We start from the raw sequence: 18,748 nt of genomic DNA, 5'->3' as shown, positions 1-18,748 counted from the left end.
TTTGTAAATTAAAGCTTGATTTCAATATCTACACCGCTAGGCAAGTCTAACTTCATTAATGAGTCGACCGTCTTAGGCGTTGGGTTAACGATATCGATTAACCGCTTGTGAGTCCGCATTTCGAATTGTTCACGTGAGTCCTTAAACTTATGTGGTGAACGTAGAACGGTATAAATAGTCCGTTCAGTAGGCAGTGGAATTGGACCTGAAATAGTAGCACCAGTTCTCTTTGCCGTTTCGACAATCTTGTCAGCTGACTGATCAAGAATGCGGTGTTCGTATGCCTTTAAGCGAATACGAATTTTTTGCTTTGCCATTGTTGTGACCTCCTTCGTCCATTTTGAAAATAAGACTAGCTCCGTGAAAATTACCGCCACGTCCCATGACAATGTGGCCGGGCGTGTCGCAACCTTTCACATCAAAGCTAACTACGACTACTTGATGATGGGGGTATAGTAATCCCCTTCTAAATACCAAGCACAATCTATAATAAATGAAAAGCTCTGTAATAGCAAGTGTTTTCGCACTTTTTTTATAACCATCGCTGTAAACCGTGTTACCTTTTTTGAACCAGCTCAATTAATGTAACATAAATTGCTGGCAATTAATAGCGTTTGTGCTTATTTTTTTGGTTACTAACGATGTTCACTAATTTTCTGAAGGCCCCGATCCAAATTAACGCCCTCCATATTAAATACTAAACACGCTCTCAGCTAAACGAGCTGACCATCTTAGTTCTTATCCACTCACTTTTGTGCTGAGCTGTCACAATCTCACGACACAGTATTATCTATAGAAGCAACTTGTCCAATGTGACATTACTCATGCCTTAATTGCCCCTACTAGCCGCAACTTACATGGTGCGGGTGGCAACGTTAAAGACTCGTCAGTAATACCCGAGTCTTTGGGACACACATTGTGCTAGTTAAAGCAGTCTGCGTCATGATCAAAGCATGCCACTTGTTTGGGTTCCTATTCGTCAGCCGGTGTGCGTCTTAGTCCGACTTCCAGGGCCGGCTGACAATTGCTGGAACGTAAGCCGACGTCGATTTGAACCCACGCAGAAAATCACTGCGCAATTTCAAATACGAGTCTTATTCTAAGCCGGAAGAAGTTCGCTTCCGACTAAGAATAATTTGGCTACTGAGCATTGTCAGCCGCCCCTTCCAGTCGGGAAGCCGCTCGAATAGCGGATGAACGACCACCTATCTTGGTACAATTTGACCACTGAATATTAGGAGACAGGTCCTTTGAACAAACTTTTGAGCGATATTGATGATGACTGATGGCATTTGAGTCTTTGAAAGATTACTTGAATATTATTCATTAGCTTTAATTGCAACCAGTCTGTACATTAGTTGATAAGATTTCCTTCGTTTAGACTCAGTACTTTGCTATCTCAGGGGACTGGAGAAAATTCTGAAAGGTCCAGTGAAGCGTGTGTCCGAAGCATTAAAGCATGTGTAAGGAAGTTTAGCAATTGTGAGAAAATAGTCTGACAGTCGAACGTCAAAGTGAACGTGTGCTTAGAACCAACGTCTCATGCAATAAAAGTTTGGGTCTGCACATGTCCGCCTTTCGAACACAGATCCGGCTGGAAGGTATTCTGGGCAATGGCCGGAATGCCTAGGACGACGCCACACCTGACAGCTTACGCGAACTTGCACTATTTCCAGCGGGTCTCAGCTGGCACTTTTGAACTTAAAAACGGCATGCTTTAATCATCTTTCATGCTAAATAATAACTAGCACAACGTGTTCTACTATAATATGACATCCACTGATGTTTAATACCGGCTCAGTGAGACCTCACAGCGCCCGTTTTGAGCTGTCAGTCGCATCTGGCGCTCTCTTTCCCTATATTCTCCTCAACCTGCCCTCAGCACGCTCACAAGTTCGATTAAGGCACACAAGTCACTCGTTTCAACCAAACGACACCCCACACATCAAAAAAGTCCAAAAAAAAAGAACGCCCAGCCGAAGCTGAACGTTCTTCATATGATTAATCAAGCTTAGTTGGCAGGAGTGCCGCCATTCTTCTTGATAATATCTTCTTGAACTGACTTTGGAACCTTTTCGTAATGATCAAAGGTCATCGTGAATGTCCCACGACCTTGAGTCGCTGAACGAAGTGTGGTTGCATAACCAAACATTTCAGCCAAAGGAACGTAAGCATGAACTTCTTGGGCATTCCCACGTTCTTCCATACCTTCGATGTTACCACGACGAGCAGTAACGTGACCCATAACATCACCTAAGTAATCTTCTGGGGCAACGATATCAACCTTCATGATAGGTTCAAGGATAACAGGGCCAGCTGACTTAACGGCATTCCGCAATGCTAATGAAGCGGCAATCTTGAAGGCAGCTTCACTAGAATCGACATCATGGTAAGAACCATCATAGAGCTTAGCCTTAACGTCAACTAAAGGATAACCAGCTAACACACCGTTAGCCATAGCTTCCTTCAAACCTTGTTCAACTGAAGGGATGTATTCACGAGGAACAACCCCACCGACGATGGCGTCTTCGAATTCGAAGCCTTTACCTTCTTCGTTAGGAGTGAATTCGATCCAAACATCACCATATTGACCTTTACCACCAGATTGGTGAACGAACTTACCTTGAACTTGAGTGCTCTTAGTGAAGGTTTCACGGTATGAAACTTGAGGCGCACCAACAGTGGCTTCAACGTTAAATTCACGCCGCATCCGGTCAACGATGATATCCAAATGCAATTCACCCATCCCGGCGATCAAAGTTTCACCAGTTTCAGGGTTAGTTTCAGCCTTGAAAGTAGGATCTTCTTCAGAAAGCTTTTGTAAGGCAACGTTCATCTTATCTTGGTCAGCCTTAGTCTTAGGTTCAACGGCAACCTGGATAACTGGGTCAGGGAATTCCATTGATTCCAAGTGGTATGGATGGTCAACAGAAGTCAATGAGTCACCAGTCGTGGTGTTCTTCAAACCAATCGCAGCGGCGATATCACCAGAGAAGACTTCTGGGATTTCTTTCCGTTGGTTAGAATGCATTTGAAGTAAACGACCAACACGTTCACGCTTGTCCTTAGTGGCATTCAAGACGTATGAACCAGATTCCAAAGTACCTTGGTATACCCGGATGAAAGTCAAACGACCAACGAATGGGTCAGTAGCAACCTTAAATGCTAAGGCAGCGAATGGCTTGTCATCACCGGCGATCAAGTCAACTTCTTCATCAGTTTCAGGATCAGTGGCCTTGTATGGCTTAACATCAAGTGGTGATGGTAAGTAGTCCACAACGGCATCCATTAACATTTGAACACCCTTGTTCTTGAAGGCTGAACCAGCTAATACTGGGAAGAATTCAAGTGCTAACGTACCCTTACGGATAGCAGCTTTGATTTCTTCTTTGCTGATTTCTTCACCGCCAAGGTACTTTTCCATGATGCCGTCATCGATGTCAGCTAAGGCTTCGATTAAGTCATCACGAGCAGCTTGTGCTTCTTCTTTGTATTCATCAGGAACGTCAACTGTATCCCATTCAGTACCAAGTTGATCTTCATCATAAAGGTCAGCCTTCATTTCGATTAAGTCAATGACCCCTTCGAAATTGTCTTCGGCACCGATTGGTAATTGGATGGCGTGGGCGTTAGCTTGTAAGCGGTCATGAATCGTGCTTACAGAGTACTTGAAGTCCGCACCAATCTTGTCCATCTTGTTAACGAAAACGATCCGGGGAACGTTATACGTTGATGCTTGACGCCAAACCGTTTCAGTTTGAGGTTCAACACCAGATTGGGCATCCAAAACAGCGATGGCACCATCTAAAACCCGAAGTGAACGTTCAACTTCAACAGTGAAGTCAACGTGTCCTGGGGTATCGATGATGTTGATCCGGTGGTTCTTCCACTGCGCAGTCGTGGCAGCTGAAGTAATGGTAATCCCACGTTCTTGTTCTTGGGCCATCCAGTCCATTTGTGAAGCACCATCATGGGTTTCACCAATTTTGTGAATCTTACCAGTGTAGTACAAGATACGTTCAGTAGTCGTGGTCTTACCAGCATCGATATGGGCCATAATACCAATATTACGGGTCTTATCGAGTGAGAATTCTCGTGTATTAGCCATTAGAAAATGTGTTACTCCTCTCAATTTAAATGGAATTAACAGTATAAAGCTTATTTCAAAAAATGACTACTATATGCGCACATATAATAGCCACCTTTTTTGTGATTAGTTAAAGGCGACCTTTAACCATTTCACGGATATATTACCAACGATAGTGAGCGAAGGCCCGGTTAGCTTCAGCCATCCGATGCGTATCTTCACGCTTCTTAACAGAAGCACCAGTATTGTTAGCAGCATCCATGATTTCACGAGCTAACCGGTCGGACATGGTATGTTCGCCACGTGAGCGAGCATATTGAACGATCCAACGAAGGCCAAGAGTCGTCTTACGATCTGGGCGAACTTCGATTGGAACTTGGTAGTTAGAACCACCAACACGGCGGGCCTTAACTTCAAGTACTGGCATAACGTTCTTCATCGCTTCTTCGAAGACTTCCAAAGGATCGTTACCAGTTTGTTCTTTGATTTGATCAAAAGCATCATACAAAATAGTTGATGCAGTACCGCGCTTACCATCTAACATTAAGTGGTTAATTAAACGCGTTACTAATTTAGAGTTATACATTGGATCTGCTAAAACTTCGCGTTTTGCAGGTGCACCTTTTCTTGGCATTTAACTTACCTCCTTATTATTTCTTTGGCTTCTTGGTACCGTACTTGGAACGGCTTTGGCGACGATCTTCGACACCGGCAGTATCCAAGGCACCACGGATAACATGGTAACGAACACCAGGTAAATCCTTAACACGACCACCACGAATTAAAACAACACTATGTTCTTGGAGGTTATGACCAATACCAGGAATGTAAGCTGTAACTTCGATTAAGTTTGATAAACGCACACGGGCATACTTCCGTAAAGCCGAGTTAGGCTTCTTAGGAGTCATGGTACCGACACGAGTAGCAACCCCACGCTTTTGTGGTGCTGGGTTCTTAGTTGCAACCTTCTTGTAACTGTTATACCCAAAGTTTAATGCTGGGGAATTTGATTTTGATACTTTAGACTTACGGCCTTTACGAATTAATTGGTTAATTGTTGGCATGTTCTAAAGTGTCCTCCTTCCAAAAATCTGTATTTTTAAGTCCACACATCCAGGTGGTTCTTTTTTGAGTAAAAAGAAAAACCCGAATCATGGTTATTGTGCGCTTAGCCGACCAGTCAGCATGTCTGTATTCCTGATACAGGAATCTGTCTGCAAAAAGCACCTTTACTAGACTATCATGACATCCCGAAGTTGTCAATAAATGTTGCAGAAAAATAGTTTGCGAGCGTTTTACGTAACTACTCATATGAAAGGTGGTTTTATCATGTTAACCCTGTTCCATTTCATACTCGGTCTGTGCTTAGGGTCTTTTATCGTCTGCACCGCCGAACGACTATCCAGTAATCAACCCGTCTGGGGGACGCAACGTTCGATTTGCCCTAATTGTCGACACCAGTTGCGTGCTTGGCAACTCATCCCACTACTAGGCGTTCTCTTGCAACGCGGACGTTGTCACGACTGCCAGCAGCCGATTCCACTACAATCTAGTCTAGTTGAAGGGTTGTGTGGCGTCTTGGTTGCGACGAGCCCCGGCCCACTCACGACTGCACTGCCCCTTATTATCGGTTACCTAGTCTTAATTTTCAATAGTCTGACTGATTACCTGAACTACGACGTCTATCCATTGACGCTCATTACACCTGCAGTGCTTGGTCTCTGGCAACAACGCCCCAACCTCGATATCGGCTTTTATATTTTGCTCGTGCTGATTGTCACACTCTACCTGCTCGCCCGCTTAACGCCGACATTTGGATTGGGAGACGTTGATGTCTTATTGATGTTAGGTTGCCTAGCCACGGCGAACGCGATTCTCACCAGTTTGGCCTTAGCCTCAACTGCTGCCCTTGTCTTTTTTATTCTCGGTTCATCTAAGCGACGCCTGCCATTCGTTCCGTTTATCAGCTGGGGCTTTATTCTGGTGACACAACTGGTCGGTCCAACTTAAATCTGAAACACATCTGGTGATTACTGCGGTATGCGTGTCAGCTGAAATGCACACCAATTGGTCAAAACGCCTCACACAATTAGTGACACCGAATCACTTATGGCTCGACACAGTCACTGCAGGTTCTAATCCAATTTCCGCGATTAATCGGCTGATAGCACTGAAACGCGCTCGACGGTGATCTGACCTTAAGTGGAAAATTGTAGCACCCGGAAACCAGCTACAGCCATCAACCGACACCAGCACCGCAACCCAGCACGCCCCATAATTTAGCCCAAACAAAAAGGACGACCAACATGGCCGCCCTTTTCGGGAACAGTTAACAATTACTTGCTAGCATCCTGTTCTTGCATTTGTTTTTCAAGATCACTGATTGAGTAAACCCCATCAGCAACGTTGCCAACTTCCTTAGGCTTGATATGACGGTAAACCGGCATACCAGTACCAGCAGGAATAATCTTACCGATGATAACATTTTCTTTCAGACCGATCAGTGGATCGTTCTTACCACGAATAGCAGCATCAGTTAAGACACGCGTCGTTTCCTGGAATGAAGCAGCTGACAAGAAACTGTTCGTTTCAAGAGCGGCCTTGGTAATCCCAAGAATAACTGGCCGTGACGTTGCAGGAATACCACCGGCAATCAAGGTCTTGTAGTTCTCATCCTTGAAGTCTGCAATATCCATCAACGTACCAGGCAAGACGTCGGTATCGCCCGGATCCATGACCCGAACTTTACGTAACATTTGCCGAATCATGATTTCAACGTGCTTATCACCGATTTCAACCCCTTGCATCCGGTAAACCTTTTGAACTTCACGGAGCAAGTAGTTTTCAGTTGATAAGACATCACGCACTTGAATTAATTGCTTAGGATCAATTGACCCAATGTTCAACGGTGCACCACGGTGAATAAAGTCGCCTTCACTAACCGCCATCCGTGCAGTTAACGGTAACGTGTAAGTCCGAGTATCAGTTTCACCCTTAACTGTGACTTCCTTGGTCCGTTCCGCTGGGTTTTCTTCAATCAATTCAACTGTCCCAGTAACTTCTGAGATTTCGGCACGCCCTTTAGGATTCCGTGATTCCACAATTTCTTGCACACGAGGCAACCCTTGGGTAATATCGTCCCCGGCAACACCACCGGTATGGAAGTTCCGCATGGTCAATTGAGTACCAGGTTCACCGATAGACTGTGCGGCAACTGTCCCAACAGCTTCACCGACTTCAACTTCATCACCAGTAGCCATGTTACGGCCGTAGCAATGTTCACAAACCCCGTGCTTCGTGTTGCAAGTAAATGCAGAACGGATCGTAACTTCCGTAACACCAGCATCAACGATTTTATGAGCTAAGTCTTCATCGATCAAGACGTTGTTACCAACAATTTCATCATGCGTTTCAGGATCGAAGACCGTCTTCATCGTGTAACGACCTAAAATCCGGTCATACAATGGTTCGATGACTTCATTACCTTCCATGATTGCGTGAATCCGCAAACCACGGTCAGTACCACAATCCTTTTCACGAACGATAACATCTTGGGCCACATCAACCAGACGCCGAGTCAGGTAACCTGAGTTGGCAGTCTTCAAGGCCGTATCGGTCATCCCTTTACGAGCACCGTGGGTTGAAATGAACATTTCCAAGACAGACAAACCTTCACGGAAGTTAGAAAGGATTGGCAATTCCATGATCTTACCGTTAGGGGCAGCCATCAAACCACGCATCCCAGCCAACTGAGTAAAGTTTGAAATGTTACCACGCGCACCAGAATCACTCATCATGAAGATTGGGTTATCCGCGTTGAAACTTTCAATCAGTTTTTGTTGGATTTGGTCCTTAGCGTCGTTCCAGACACCAATGACCCGTTCATAACGTTCGTCGTCAGTAATTAAACCACGACGGAACTGCTTGGAAATCGTATTAACTTGCTTATGGGCTTCAGCGACGATTTCTGGCTTTTCTGGTAAACCAGTAATGTCGGCAACCCCAACCGTCAAACCAGACTTAGTTGAAATGTTGTAACCTAAGTCCTTCATCCGGTCAAGCAAGAGTGACGTTGCAGTCACATGATATTGCTTGTAAACTTCGGCGATAATGTCAGCCAAGAAGCCCTTCTTGAATGGTGGAATAATTTCCTGCGCATCCAAGAATTGATGAATATCTTCACCAGGCTTCAAGAAGTACTTGTCAGGTGTACCAGCAATCAAGTTATCATTGGTTGGTTCGTTCAAGTAAGGGAACTTACCAGGCAAGATATCGTTGAAGATGGCTTTCCCAACTGTCGTCACTAAGACGGCTTGCTTCTGTTCGTCGGTAAATGGCTTGTCAGGCATTGATGAAACTTGAATTCCGACCCGGCTGTGTAAGTGCACATAACCAGATTGGTAAGCCTTTTGCGCTTCGTTCAAGTCTTTGAAAATCATGCCTTCGCCTTCACGACCGATTTCTTCAGTCGTCAAGTAGTAGTTACCGATAACCATATCTTGTGATGGCGTAACAACAGGCTTCCCGTCCTTAGGTGCCAAGATATGGTGAGCAGCTAACATTAAGAGCCGTGCTTCAGCTTGAGCTTCGTCTGAAAGCGGCACGTGAATGGCCATTTGGTCACCATCAAAATCGGCGTTGTAGGCTTCACAAGCTAATGGGTGTAACCGCATCGCTTTACCACTAACTAAGACGGGTTCAAACGCTTGAATCCCTAAACGGTGAAGCGTAGGGGCCCGGTTCAACAGTACCGGATGCTCCTTAATAACGTCTTCCAACACGCCCCAGACATCGTCGTCAGCATGTTCGATCTTACGCTTAGCGTTCTTAATGTTAGAAGCTAATTCACGTTTAACCAATTCTTTCATAATGAACGGCTTGAACAATTCCAACGCCATTTGACGTGGTAAGCCCATTTGGTTCATCTTCAAGAAAGGCCCAACATCGATAACCGAACGACCAGAGTAGTCGACACGCTTACCAAGTAAGTTTTGACGGAACCGCCCTTGCTTCCCTTTCAACATGTGTGAAAGAGACTTCAATGGCCGGTTACCAGGACCAGCAACTGGACGGCCACGACGACCGTTATCGATCAACGCATCAACGGCTTCTTGTAACATCCGCTTTTCGTTTTGCACGATAATCCCAGGTGCATTTAAGTCCAACAGGCGCTTCAACCGGTTGTTACGGTTGATGACCCGCCGGTACAAGTCGTTCAAGTCAGAAGTGGCGAAACGGCCACCTTCCAATTGAACCATTGGCCGCAAGTCCGGTGGAATGACCGGAATTGCATCCATTACCATCCAAGCAGGTTCGTTACCAGATGTCACGAACGCCTCGATGATATCAAGCCGACGAACGGCACGTGTCCGTTTTTGACCAGAAGCATCCTTCAAAGTTTCCTTCAAATCACGGGCTTCTTTTTCAAGATCCACGTCATTGAGTAACCGTTTGATGGCTTCGGCACCCATGGCAGCTTCAAATTCGTTGCCATATTGGGCCTTCTTCTCACGGTATTCACGTTCAGAAAGCAATTGCTTCTTTTCAAGTGGCGTGTTACCAGATTCGATAACGACGTATGAAGCGAAGTAAATGATTTCTTCAAGTGCACGGGGACTCATGTCCAAGACTAAGCCCATCCGGCTAGGAATTCCTTTAAAGTACCAGATGTGTGTCACTGGTGCGGCAAGTTCGATATGACCCATCCGTTCACGACGGACTTTACTACGTGTCACTTCGACACCACAACGGTCACAGACAATACCCTTATAACGGATCCGTTTGTATTTACCACAAGCACATTCCCAATCCTTAGTAGGACCGAAAATCCGTTCGTCAAACAGACCGTCTTTTTCAGGTTTCAATGTCCGGTAGTTAATGGTTTCTGGCTTTTTGACTTCGCCATATGACCAGCTGCGGATCTTGTCTGGTGATGCCAGACCGATCTGCATGCTTTCAAACTTGTTGACATCGATCAAAGGACCGACCTCCCTTTTTATTGATTATCTTGCTGAGCGTTGGTTGTTTCGGAAGGCTTTGCGGCTGCGTCAGCTTTCGCCTTTTCAGCGGCCTTCTCATCTTGTTGTTGTTTAAACTTGCTAAGGGCATCAACGTTAACGACATCATCGTCATCGTCGTCCATGTCACGTAGCTCGATTTCTTTATCGTTAGAATCTAAGACCTTCATGTCCAGACCAAGTGCTTGTAATTCCTTGACCAACACACGGAATGATTCCGGTACGCCTGGCTTAGGAATTGGTTCGCCCTTAACGATGGCTTCATAGGTCTTAACCCGACCAACCACGTCATCTGACTTGTAAGTCAAGATTTCTTGCAAGGTGTAAGCAGCACCATAAGCTTCCAAGGCCCAAACTTCCATTTCACCAAACCGTTGGCCCCCAAATTGCGCTTTCCCACCAAGTGGTTGTTGCGTAACCAGAGAGTAAGGTCCGATTGAACGAGCATGGATCTTATCGTCAACCATGTGACTAAGCTTCATATAGTGCATGACCCCAACAGCGACCCGCTTATCAAACGGTTCACCAGTCCGACCATCATAAACGATCGACTTGGCGTCTGAATCAACACCAGCTTCACGAACAGCGTCCCAGATATCTTTATCTTGAGCACCATCAAAAACAGGCGTTGCCATGTGGATCCCTAATTTACGAGCAGCCATCCCCAAATGCAATTCGAGCACTTGCCCGATGTTCATACGGGAAGGCACACCCATGGGACTCAACATGATATCGATTGGGGTACCATCTGGCATGTACGGCATATCTTCTTCAGGAACCACAATTGAAACGGTCCCTTTGTTCCCATGCCGTCCGGCCATCTTGTCACCAACTTGGATCTTCCGCTTTTGCGCGATGTAGACCCGAACCATCATGTTAACACCAGGTGATAATTCATCCCCGTTTTCACGAGTAAAGATCTTAACATCCTGGATGATACCGCCGCCACCATGAGGAACCCGCAATGACGTATCACGAACTTCACGCGCCTTTTCACCAAAGATGGCATGTAGGAGCCGTTCTTCAGCTGATAATTCAGTAACCCCTTTTGGCGTTACCTTACCAACTAAGATGTCGCCGTCTTTAACTTCGGCACCAATCCGGATAATCCCATCTTCGTCGAGGTTCTTCAAAGCGTCTTCCCCAACGTTAGGAATTTCACGGGTCATTTCTTCAGGTCCAAGCTTCGTGTCACGCGCTTCTGATTCATATTCTTCAATATGGATCGACGTGTAAACATCTTCACGGACCAACCGTTCGTTAATGATGATGGCATCTTCGAAGTTGTAACCGTTCCAAGTCATGAAAGCAACTAATGGGTTTTGTCCAAGGGCAAGTTCCCCGCCTTCCATTGCTGGACCATCGGCTAAGACTTCATCGTTATCCACGTGGTCGCCAACCTTAACGATTGGACGTTGGTTGTAGTTCTTACCACCGTTTGAACGACGGAACTTCATTAACTTGTAAGTGTCTAATGAACCATCGTCACGACGAACACGAACTTCACGTGCATCGACATATTCAACGGTCCCTTCATGACGACAAATCAACGCGATCCCGGAGTCATGGGCGGCCTTGTATTCAATCCCAGTCCCAATCAATGGGGCGTGTGGATCAAGCAATGGCACAGCTTGCCGTTGCATGTTGGCACCCATCAAGGCCCGGTTCGAGTCATCGTTTTCCAAGAATGGAATACATGCCGTTGCGACGGCAACCACTTGTTTAGGCGAAACGTCCATGTAATCGACATTTTCGATTGGCGTTTCCAAGTTTTCTTCCTTGTTACGAGCTAAAACAGTGTCTTCAACGAATGAACCATCATCGTTCAACGGTGAGTTGGCTTGTGCAATCACGAATTGGTCTTCTTCGTCGGCTGCTAGGTAGTCGATCTTGTCAGTAACCTTATGCGTCGTCCAATCAACCCGCCGGTATGGCGTTTCGATGAAGCCGTAACGGTTAACTTTGGCATATGAAGACAAACTGTTGATCAACCCAATGTTCGGGCCTTCAGGCGTTTCGATTGGGCACATCCGACCGTAGTGGGTATAGTGCACGTCACGAACTTCATAACCGGCACGATCACGAGTCAAACCACCAGGTCCTAAGGCTGATAAACGCCGCTTATGCGTTAATTCACCTAATGGGTTGGTTTGGTCCATGAATTGTGACAATTGTGATGACCCAAAGAATTCCTTGATTGAGGCCACAACTGGACGAATGTTGATCAATTGTTGTGGTGTTACCGTAGCAGCATCTTGAATTGACATCCGTTCACGAACAACCCGTTCCATCCGGGATAACCCGATCCGGAATTGGTTTTGTAATAATTCACCCACGGAACGAATCCGCCGGTTACCCAAGTGATCAATATCATCAGTTGAGCCAAGACCTTCTTGCAAGTTGTAGAAGTAGTTAATAGAAGCAATGATATCAGCAGGCAAAATATGCTTGAACTTCAAATCAATGTTGCCATTACCAATCACATTAACGACCTTTTCAGGATCGTTTTGTGAATAAACTTTAACCACTTGTAAGACCATTGGGTTAGTAACAACCGCTTCATCAGATGGTGTGTAAGTAACCGTCTTGAAGTCGTCACATTCCAAGTATGGTGCTAACTTTGCCATGACGTTCTTGTCAATGACCGTATCCTTTTGCGCGATAACTTCACCAGTATCTGGGTCAGCCAACGTTTCAGCTAAGGTTTGGTCCATCAAACGCGTCTTCATGCTTAACTTCTTGTTGACCTTGTAACGACCAACAGGTGCGAAGTCATAACGCTTTGGATCAAAGAACCGCGCCGTTAACAAACTCCGTGAACTGTCAGCGGTCTTAGGTTCACCAGGACGTAGCCGTTCGTAGATGTCCTTCAAAGATTCCTCGACCCGTGAGTCGTCAGTATTCTTATGAACATCCTTTTCCAACGTTAACATCAAACTGTCAGTCTCACCTAACATGTCAATGATGTCATCATCTGAGCCATAACCTAAAGCCCGTACTAATTCAGTCAATGGAATCTTCCGTGTCCGGTCGATTCGCACGTACGAAACATTCTTAGCGTCAGTTTCAAGTTCTAACCAAGCGCCTCGGTTAGGAATAACCGTGGTCCCATAGCTAGGACGCCCATTCTTATCTAATTCTTCATTAAAGTAAACGCCGGGTGAACGAACCAATTGTGAAACAATGACCCGTTCGGCACCGTTGATAATAAACGTCCCTTGTTCAGTCATTAATGGAAAATCACCGAAGAATACGTCTTGCGACTTGATTTCACCAGTTTCGTGGTTAGTCAAACGTAGGGTAACGTGCAATGGTGCCGAATAGTTGGCATCATGTTCACGAGCTTCTTCGACGGTGTACTTTGGTTCTAATAATTGATAGTCGACAAATTCAAGTGAAAGTTTTCCTGCGAAATCGTCGATCGGCATAATATCTTCAAACATTTCCCGGAGACCTTCATCCAAGAACCATTGGTAGGAATCGGTCTGGATTTCGATCAAGTTAGGCAAATCAAGAACTTCCTTGATACGTGCATAACTTCTACGGGTACGGTGTTTACCGTATTTTACTAAATGTCCGGCCAAGTTGTTCACCCCTTCTTATTATTCCGGAACCCGGCCCACCTTCAGTCAAATATTACATTTGTGTTACAAATGCGTTTTTGACCGAATTTTAGGCATAAAAAAACCAAAAATAGTCGCTTAAGTTGACTATTTTTGGATTTATATTAGCGAGCCGCGCAGACAATAGATTGCGCGATTGCTCGAGTTCACGGTTACAGACAAGTTATAATATACAGCCTTTTACCCAGGTTGTCAACCCAGAAACTCGTGACACTCATTGCGCATCTGGTTCAACTGCAACCCCATATAAGATCATCTTCAACAACGTTTGGACCCGGGTCCGCTCATCGGCATGCGGATCACCGATGCGATGGAACGTATTAAACAGTGGGCTCAAACTAGTGATATAAAAACTAGCGGCCATCTGCGGGGTCACACCAGCGTGCAGTTGCATAGCTGGCTGTTCAAAGACCGCTTGAATCGGTTTTACGTAGTCGGTCGCAAAGATCCCACCTAGTTCGCGTATATGGTCCCGTTTCAGAGCCTTGAAGCTGGAATGAATCAGCGTAAAGACATCGGCGGGATGCTTGTGCGTCAGTAGTAGTGACACTTCCGTCAATTGTTCGAGTGGTGACCAATCCGTGCGGGCCTGAATTTCCTCAATCCCAGCTTTAATTTCTGCGCCAACCGTTGTAATCACCGCTAGAAAAATAACTTCCTTATCTTTAAAATGGTGATACAGTGCCGGCTGAGTGATTCCAATCGCATTGGCGATGTCACGCGTACTCGTCGCAGCGTACCCGTTCTTCAAGAACAGTTCCCGTGCCGTATCTAAAATTGCTTGATGCGTCTTCGCCATTTGTTCGGCTCGCGTCGTCATGTCATCATCTTCTTTCATCTTTTATTTCCTATTATAATTTACACCAATCAGTAGCGAACCACCAGCCGCAAAACTCGCTGAATGCATTCGGATTGGCGTGAGTGTTAATCCCGACCCACGAAGAAATACGATAATCCAGCGGCCATAGATGGTCACGGCTCCTTTATCAGGAATTTCATCAGTTGGTGCTTTAAGTGGCCACACTCACGCGCTACGGAAATCCGGGCTGTGAAACAATTCAGGTTCCATCGCTCAAAAAAAGACGTCTGAAGCCAACCCCGGCTCCAAACGTCCACTGTATCATTCACCTATTTTGATGAGACCGTAGAACGACCGTCTGTTTTCGGTTGATTTTTAATATTAATGGTGATGGCACCTTTGCTGGCACCAATCGTGACTTGGTCATCGACCTTGATCGCACCCGTTAATAATTCTTCACTTAACCGGTCTTCAATCTCAGTTTGCAATGCACGGCGAATTGGCCGTGCACCGTATTCAGGGTCAAACCCAGCCTTGGCAACCACATCAATGGCGGCTGGCGTGATTTTGATCTTGATACCTTGTTGCGCAACCCGGTTCACGATTTCTTGTGACATCAACTTAACGATTTCGTGTAACTCTTCCTTATTCAATGAGTGGAAGACAATCGTCTCATCGATCCGGTTCAAGAATTCTGGCCGGAACGTCTGCTTCAAGGTAGCACGAATCGTCGCCGCAACTGCATTGTAATCATTAGCCTTATCGGTAGCGCCGAACCCAACGGATTTTTCATCCCGCAAGGTCGTGGCCCCTAAGTTTGACGTCATGATGAGAATCGTGTTCCGGAAGTCGACTTTGCGGCCTTTCGAATCAGTCAAGTAGCCATCATCCAAGACTTGCAACAGAATGTTGAATACGTCTGGATGCGCCTTTTCAACTTCATCAAACAGCACGACTGAGTATGGCTTCTGGCGTACCTTTTCAGTTAACTGACCACCTTCATCGTAGCCGACATAGCCGGGTGCTGACCCAATCAAACGACTGGTCGAGTACCGTTCCATGTATTCAGACATATCGATCCGAATCATGTTGTCCTCTGACCCAAACATGGCTGCAGCTAAGGCCTTCGCTAATTCGGTCTTACCAACCCCAGTGGGGCCAAGGAACATGAAGGAACCAATTGGCCGGCTTGGATCTTTCAATCCACTCCGCGCCCGGCGAATGGCCCGTGCTACTGCTGAAACGGCTTCTGGTTGACCAACGACCCGTTCGTGCAAAATCTTTTCCAAGTTAACTAAGCGTTCGCTTTCAGATTTTTGCAATTGAGTCAGTGGGACACCCGTCCATTCAGCAACCACTTGGGCAATATCTTCTCCGGTCACTTGTAAGTCATAGTGCGGTGTGTCGCCTTCAGTGATTTGTGCTTCTTCATCAGCTTCAATGCGATCCAAACGTTGCTTGAGTTGCATTTCCTGCTTGCGAATATCCGCGGCTTGTTCGAAGTCCTGAGCTTCAATCGCCGTTTCCTTTTCTTCACGTAACTGCGCGAGCTTGTCCTGGTTCTTGGACAACTTAGTCGGTTGATCCATCTGGTCGATGCGGACTTTCGCCGCCGCTTCATCCATCAAATCAATCGCCTTATCTGGTAAGAACCGATCACTGATGTAGCGACTAGACAACTTCACCGCTTGATTAACGGCTTCATCAGTAATTGTCACATGATGATGTTCTTCATACCGTGGCCGCAAGCCATCGAGAATCTCAACCGCTTCGTCTTCAGTCGGTTCATTGACCATGACTGTGGCAAAACGCCGTTCAAGTGCGGCATCGGATTCAATGTACTTTTGATATTCGTTTAAGGTCGTCGCCCCAATGGTTTGGAGTTCGCCTCGTGCTAATGCTGGCTTCAAAATGTTGGAGGCATCGATGGCCCCTTCAGCACCACCGGCACCAATCAAGGTATGCAATTCATCGATGAATAAGATGACATGCCCATCGTTGTAGATTTCGTCGATCACTTTCTTTAAGCGGTCTTCAAATTCACCACGATACTTGGTTCCGGCAACTAGTGAGCCCATATCAAGCATCATCAGCCGTTTGTCAGCCATGTCATTCGGTACGTCGCCAGCAACGATCTTTTGTGCCAGCCCTTCAGCGATCGCCGTCTTACCAACACCGGGTTCACCAATCAAGACTGGATTGTTTTTCGTCCGCCGTGACAAGATTTGAATGACCCGCTTAACTTCTTTGGAACGACCCACAACTGGATCCATTTCCTGTTCACTCGCCAGCTGCGTCAAATCACGCGCCAAGGAGTCCAAGGTCGGTGTGCCTTCCGTCTTCTTACCACCACGGTTAGCCGCACTGCCCTTACGCTTACTCATCGCATCACTGACACCAAGTTTACGCAAAACAACTTTGCGTGTTTGACTCAAATCTAAGTTCAAATTCATCAAAATACGCGAGGAGAGGATACTTTCATCAGAGAGCATCGCTAACAAGAGGTGTTCAGTCCCAATCTTGTTGGCGCCAAGCCGTTTGGCCTCATCACCAGCAACGGATAAAATCTCCTTAGCCTTTGGTGAATATGGCAAATACGTATCTTTGCCAATATTGCTCAACGTCCCGTAGCCAGTGAACCGTTCAATTTCTTCACGGATGTCATCTTCGCTCACAGCGTACTGTTGCAAGACTTTATTAGCAATACCGTTCTTTTCGATGGCTAGTGCTAATAACAAATGTTCCGTACCGACTGCCTGATGCTTAAAATATTTGGCCTGTTCCTGTGCTAGTACTAGCACACTTTTGGCACTAGGTGTAAATAAGTTATCCATTGCGATTCCTCGCTTTCTTTAGCTTTCGTAACGCAAGTGGTTCAAAATCCCGATAATTATTCGAGCCCGGAGACTATTTTCAAGGTCTCGGTCCGTCAGTCCTAACGTGTCGTGATCGATTGCCACTAATATCAACTGCGCTTCCCTACGATTTAAAACGTCGTCCTCATACAGACTCTGAACAACTGCGTAGGCATCCCGTTGTGTGATGGAATCGCCGATCACTTGAATGAGGGCATCCAACACATCAGCATCATCGACCAAATTAACCTTTTCAATGCGAATATAACCGCCACCGCCACGCTTACTTTCAACTAAGTAACCATTTTGGATCGTAAACCGCGTTTTAATCACATAATTAATCTGTGAGGGTACCACGTTGAAAAGGTCGGCAATTTCTGAACGCCGAATTTCAACATGCTCCGAGTCCGCCAAAATACTTTTTAAATACTTTTCAATAATATCCGAGATATTTTGACTTTGCATGTGCTTCACCCTTTTCATTATCTTTGACTAATATTGACTTTTATTATACGAGGATAATGGAAAAAAGCAAAGAATTTCACCCAACTGGCGACCCAGCATGTGCTTAACGGTTGTTACAGCATAGCACGCCAAGCACTTGCTTTCAATTGATTGGACCGGATTTTCGACCCTGATTCGTTAACTTTGTTAGGCCTTCATATTCATTCAACTACCTATTTAAAATATGTCAAGTGTTAGCGTCTGAATTTGGTCAACTTTGTCTGGGACTCGTCGTTTATCCAACAGCTTGAGTTTCTATACTACAGGTTGTCCGCCTGAATTTCGACTAATACGCCACTTGTTTATTTACGACCGGCCACGCTTAACGTCATTTTGACCAGTTACTTCATATATAGATTGTTCGTCATGAATTATGATTAAATCATGCTATTCTCTAAATTCAGGAGCTGCCAGCTGAGACCCGCTGGGAACAAGTACGAGTTGGCGTAAATTTGCAGAATCGTGTGCGTCCTACACCGGCTTACAGGCATTTCTGACAATGCTGGAACGTGGTGGACACAGATTTAAGCCGAAAAACCACGTCTTAAATACTGGTCTTCCACTAACCAAGCCAAGAACGCTTGCTAAGTGGAATTTCACCACTGAGCATTGTCAGAAACACCTTCCAGCCTGGATATGATTCGAAAGGCGGACGTGGGCGGGCCCAACTTTTTTGTTAGATTAGTTGTTGGTTCCTTAGTATACGGGAATGTTGAAATAAACTGTCAGACTGGTTCTAACAATAACCAAGCATCCTGACCCATGATTTAAGACTTCGAACACGCGGTTTCACTGAGATTGTCAAAACTTCCTCTAATCACCCGGGATAGCAAAGTCTTGAATTATAAGTGAAGACAATTTAT

Annotated in this window: 10 protein-coding genes; 1 reads left to right on the top strand and 9 read right to left on the bottom strand. The window is 45.7% G+C overall.

What is annotated here, in order from left to right; genetic code table 11:
• Positions 1-8: 8 nt before the first annotated feature.
• The 4 genes from rpsJ to rpsL all read right to left on the bottom strand — a co-directional run bounded on the left by rpsJ (position 9) and on the right by rpsL (position 5,151).
• Complete coding sequence (gene rpsJ, locus KGF70_RS04475) at positions 9-317, bottom strand: 30S ribosomal protein S10 (protein WP_003638059.1); 309 nt, start codon at positions 315-317, stop codon at positions 9-11.
• Between the two features lie 1,694 nt (positions 318-2,011).
• On the bottom strand, positions 2,012-4,108 hold the full coding sequence (gene fusA, locus KGF70_RS04470; RefSeq protein ID WP_003638058.1) for an elongation factor G: 2,097 nt from the start codon (positions 4,106-4,108) through the stop codon (positions 2,012-2,014).
• A 142-nt stretch (positions 4,109-4,250) separates the two neighbouring features.
• Positions 4,251-4,721, bottom strand: a complete 471-nt coding sequence (rpsG, locus tag KGF70_RS04465) for a 30S ribosomal protein S7 (RefSeq protein ID WP_003638057.1) — start codon at positions 4,719-4,721, stop codon at positions 4,251-4,253.
• 16 nt (positions 4,722-4,737) lie between these two features.
• The gene (rpsL, locus tag KGF70_RS04460) at positions 4,738-5,151 is read right to left on the bottom strand and encodes a 30S ribosomal protein S12 (RefSeq protein WP_003638056.1); all 414 of its coding nucleotides are present in this window, start codon (positions 5,149-5,151) and stop codon (positions 4,738-4,740) included.
• Between the two features lie 265 nt (positions 5,152-5,416).
• Between rpsL and KGF70_RS04455 the strand changes: the two genes are divergently transcribed.
• Positions 5,417-6,097 carry an A24 family peptidase gene (locus tag KGF70_RS04455; protein WP_050338978.1) on the top strand — a complete coding sequence of 227 codons (681 nt, stop codon included), beginning with the start codon at positions 5,417-5,419 and terminating at the stop codon, positions 6,095-6,097.
• Between the two features lie 326 nt (positions 6,098-6,423).
• On the opposite strand, the gene rpoC is transcribed toward KGF70_RS04455, so the two are convergent.
• The 5 genes from rpoC to KGF70_RS04430 all read right to left on the bottom strand — a co-directional run bounded on the left by rpoC (position 6,424) and on the right by KGF70_RS04430 (position 17,846).
• Positions 6,424-10,065 carry a DNA-directed RNA polymerase subunit beta' gene (gene rpoC / locus KGF70_RS04450; RefSeq protein ID WP_056952222.1) on the bottom strand — a complete coding sequence of 1,214 codons (3,642 nt, stop codon included), beginning with the start codon at positions 10,063-10,065 and terminating at the stop codon, positions 6,424-6,426.
• A 17-nt stretch (positions 10,066-10,082) separates the two neighbouring features.
• The gene (locus KGF70_RS04445) at positions 10,083-13,697 is read right to left on the bottom strand and encodes a DNA-directed RNA polymerase subunit beta (protein WP_216767695.1); all 3,615 of its coding nucleotides are present in this window, start codon (positions 13,695-13,697) and stop codon (positions 10,083-10,085) included.
• 244 nt (positions 13,698-13,941) lie between these two features.
• A complete protein-coding gene (locus KGF70_RS04440) occupies positions 13,942-14,547 on the bottom strand; it encodes a TetR/AcrR family transcriptional regulator (RefSeq protein ID WP_088771257.1) in 606 nt (201 codons plus the stop codon).
• Between the two features lie 308 nt (positions 14,548-14,855).
• A complete protein-coding gene (locus KGF70_RS04435) occupies positions 14,856-17,360 on the bottom strand; it encodes an ATP-dependent Clp protease ATP-binding subunit (RefSeq protein WP_050338981.1) in 2,505 nt (834 codons plus the stop codon).
• 18 nt (positions 17,361-17,378) lie between these two features.
• Positions 17,379-17,846, bottom strand: a complete 468-nt coding sequence (locus KGF70_RS04430) for a CtsR family transcriptional regulator (protein WP_003638050.1) — start codon at positions 17,844-17,846, stop codon at positions 17,379-17,381.
• Positions 17,847-18,748: the final 902 nt, after the last annotated feature.

The sequence above is a fragment of the Lactiplantibacillus sp. 7.2.4 genome (genome assembly GCF_018991185.1).
Lineage (GTDB): Bacteria > Bacillota > Bacilli > Lactobacillales > Lactobacillaceae > Lactiplantibacillus > Lactiplantibacillus pentosus.
The sequence above is the reverse complement of the archived record's forward strand: the minus strand, read 5'-3'. Positions and strand labels throughout refer to the sequence as shown.